5 protein-coding genes and 1 pseudogene are annotated in these 2,723 nt (G+C 75.7%); 4 read left to right on the forward strand and 2 right to left on the reverse strand.

Annotated elements, in window-relative coordinates; all coding sequences use genetic code 11:
* The coding region (locus tag ACYVKY_RS20065; RefSeq protein ID WP_460436755.1) for a hypothetical protein at window positions 1-229 on the forward strand (229 nt) is incomplete at its 5' end.
* Between the two features lie 11 nt (window positions 230-240).
* Here the strand turns inward: ACYVKY_RS20065 and ACYVKY_RS20070 are convergent.
* Entirely contained in the window at window positions 241-528 is a 288-nt protein-coding gene (locus ACYVKY_RS20070) for a DUF4287 domain-containing protein (protein WP_460436756.1), read from the reverse strand.
* Between the two features lie 199 nt (window positions 529-727).
* On the opposite strand from ACYVKY_RS20070, the gene ACYVKY_RS20075 reads away from it, so the two are divergent.
* From ACYVKY_RS20075 to ACYVKY_RS20085, 3 genes are all read left to right on the forward strand, one after another.
* Window positions 728-1,159 (forward strand): hypothetical protein, encoded by a 432-nt coding sequence (locus tag ACYVKY_RS20075; RefSeq protein ID WP_460436757.1) that lies wholly within the window; start codon window positions 728-730, stop codon window positions 1,157-1,159.
* 76 nt (window positions 1,160-1,235) lie between these two features.
* Window positions 1,236-1,829, forward strand: coding sequence for a S24/S26 family peptidase (locus tag ACYVKY_RS20080; RefSeq protein WP_460436758.1), 594 nt, complete (start codon window positions 1,236-1,238; stop codon window positions 1,827-1,829).
* On the forward strand, window positions 1,826-2,245 hold the full coding sequence (locus ACYVKY_RS20085; RefSeq protein WP_460436759.1) for a hypothetical protein: 420 nt from the start codon (window positions 1,826-1,828) through the stop codon (window positions 2,243-2,245). The genes ACYVKY_RS20080 and ACYVKY_RS20085 overlap by 4 nt, the downstream gene beginning before the upstream one ends.
* On the opposite strand, the pseudogene ACYVKY_RS20090 reads toward ACYVKY_RS20085, so the two are convergent.
* Window positions 2,242-2,723: pseudogene (locus ACYVKY_RS20090) on the reverse strand (hypothetical protein); the annotation flags it as partial. The gene ACYVKY_RS20085 and the pseudogene ACYVKY_RS20090 overlap by 4 nt on opposite strands.

Raw genomic sequence — 2,723 nt, forward strand, 5'->3', positions numbered from 1 at the left:
CGCGGTGGTCGCCGCGGCGCTCGCGGTGCTCTGGCTGCTCGTGGTGCCCGAGCACGACGGCGACGGGCCGCGCGCCGTGCTGCTGCGGTTCGGCCACAGCGCGTGCTGGGCGCTCGTGGCGGTCGGGGCGCTCCTGCACGCCGTCCGGGCGCCGGCCCGCGCGGTCGGCGCCTGCGCCTGGGCGGCCCTGGCCTGCTACGCCGCGTTCCTCGCCGCCCTGGTGCTCTGAGGCGACCGCCGTCAGCTGCCGCGGGCGGCCTTGCCGTCGAGCAGCAGCTCGGTCGACGCGTCGCGGTGGGTGCCCGTGGTGCCCACGTGCTTGTCGCTGATGGTGGGCCCGTTCTTCAGCACGTGGAAGAAGGCCATCGCGTGGCCGCGGCCGATGCCGTGGGTGTCCTTGAGCCAGGCCGCGACGTCACCTGCCTTGCTCGTCGGTCCGAAGCCGGCCGCCTCCGCCTGGGCGAGCAGCTCGCGGGGGGTGAGACCGGTGCGGTCCTCGATGGTGTCGAGGTAGGCCTGGAAGGACATCGGGTGCTCCTGGTGGGTCGGGCGGGCGAGGGCGGTCGATCGGGGGGTGGACCGGTCGGCGGGCGCGGAGTCGTCGGTGCGCGGTTCATCAATTCTGGGGATGAGCCGGACGGGACGCCGGGACCACCCTGATCGAGCCCGAGCAGCCCCCCGAGGGAGCCCGGGACCGACCCCCCCGACACACCCTCTGGAGCACCCCGTGAAGAAGATCATCGTCGTCCCCCTCGTCGCCGTCGTGGCGGCCGCCGGTGCCGCGTCCGCCGCCGGCTTCGCCGGTGGCGTCAGCGCCGGCCCGCTGCAGGTCGGCCAGACCAACGACCTCGAGTGCGCCACCAGCGCCGAGGTCGTCGAGTGGGGCTACAACGACCACCTGGCCACGCCGAACGTGGTGAACGCCCGCGTGAAGCTCAACGGCGCGCAGTGCTCCGACCAGGCGATCACCGTGCTGCCCCTGACCCCCGGCGGCACCCAGTTCGGCCCGCGCGCGTCCGGGCGCATCCCGAACCAGCCCTCGGGCACCCAGTACGTCCGGGTCAGCTTCGACACCCCGATGGACGCCGAGCAGCTGAAGAGCGTCCGCGTCTCCATCGACCCCGGCTTCTCCGGCCAGGGCTACGGCACGATCGGCTGACACCACCGGTCGGGGGTGGCGGCTGCGGCCGCCGCCCCCGACCGTCGTCGTCCCCGTCCCTGCTCCGGAGGCTCCCGTGACCCGTCTGCTGCGCCGCCACGCCGGCAACCTGGTCGTGCTCGCGCTGCTCGGCGCCTGGTTCGTGACGCTCGGGCCGACCGCGTTCGGCGGGCCGGCGGCGTACATCGAGGTGCAGGGCCACAGCATGGACGGCACCTACGCCACCGGCGACCTCGTCGTCACCCGCGAGCAGGACACCTACGCCGTGGGCCAGATCGTGGCGTTCCGCGCCCAGGGCGGCCAGGTCATCCACCGGATCACCGGCGGCGACGGCGAGCGCGGCTACACGCTGCAGGGCGACAACAACCCCGACCCCGACCCGTGGCACCCCACCGACGCCGACGTCGTCGGCGCCGCGTGGCTGCACCTGCCCGGCAAGGCCCACCTGCTCCGGCTGCCCGGCGAGCCCTGGTTCGCCGGCCTGGCCGCGGGCCTGGTCACGCTGGTCGTGCTCGGCTGGGACGCCCGCCCGCGTCGCACAGGTGACGAGGCCGCCCAGGACGAGACCGAGGGCGTCGACGCCCCCTCGACCGGCGACGAGCTCGTCGTCGACCTCACCGACGAGCGGGTTGTCGACCTCGCCCGGGCCGAGCAGGACGTGCAGCGGTGACGCGGCACCTGTCCGTCGTGGCCCTCGTGGCCGTCGCGCTGCTCGCCGGCGGCACCGCCGGCAGCCTGTCGTCCGCCGCCGCGGCCCGGCTCGAGGTCACGTCCGCGCCCCTCCAGGTCTGGGACCGTTCCGTCTCGCTCCCGCCCGCGACCGACGCCGCGTCGGAGCCGACGACCGACGCCCCGACGCCGCCGGCCGGCGAGCCGGTGGCCCCTGCCCCCGCGGCGGTCGCCCCGGCCCCGTTCGAACCGGCCCTCGGCGACGAGCCGACTCCCTCCGCCGGCACCGAGCCGGAGGCCGAGCCGGAGCCGTCGGCGGACCCTGCCGGCGAGCCTGACGCGTCCGACGGTGCGCCGACCGGCGGGACCGACGCGGTGGAGCCGCCGGCGGCCGCGCCCGCCGGCCAGGACGGCTAGAGCGCCTCGACCTGCTCCACCAGCCAGGTCGGTCCGTCGTCGGCGGTGCTGCGCACCATCGTGAGCCGCACCCGGTTCTGGTCGGTCTGCGGCCGGTCGAGCCGGTTCGACACCGTGGTCTGGTCGACGAACAGCAGCACGACGACGCGGTCGGCGCTCGCCGACACCACGCCCGCCGAGATGACGTCGGCCTTGACCTCGGCCTCGGTCTGGGTGGCGACGTCGCGCACCGCGCCCTCGGAGGTGCGCTCGTAGTCCTCGCGGAACTGGCCGGTGCTGAGGGCCAGCGCCTGGTCGAAGTCCTCGTCGAGGGTGGTGTACCCGTAGGAGAGCACCGTCTCGGCCGCGGTGCGCGCCTGCTCGAGCGCGGCCGTGCGCGCGTCGTCGACCCGCTGCTGCTGGCGGTCGAGCACCGTCACGACCACCGCGGCCTCGACCAGCGGGGCGGTGAGCGCGGCGGCCGCGACCACCAGCGCCG

The organism is Angustibacter speluncae, assembly GCF_054777815.1.

What these genes read in the sequence shown, in the direction of transcription:
- ACYVKY_RS20070 (WP_460436756.1), bottom strand. Translation starts at nt 528, where the DNA reads ATGTCCTTCCAGGCCTACCTCGACACCATCGAGGACCGCACCGGTCTC.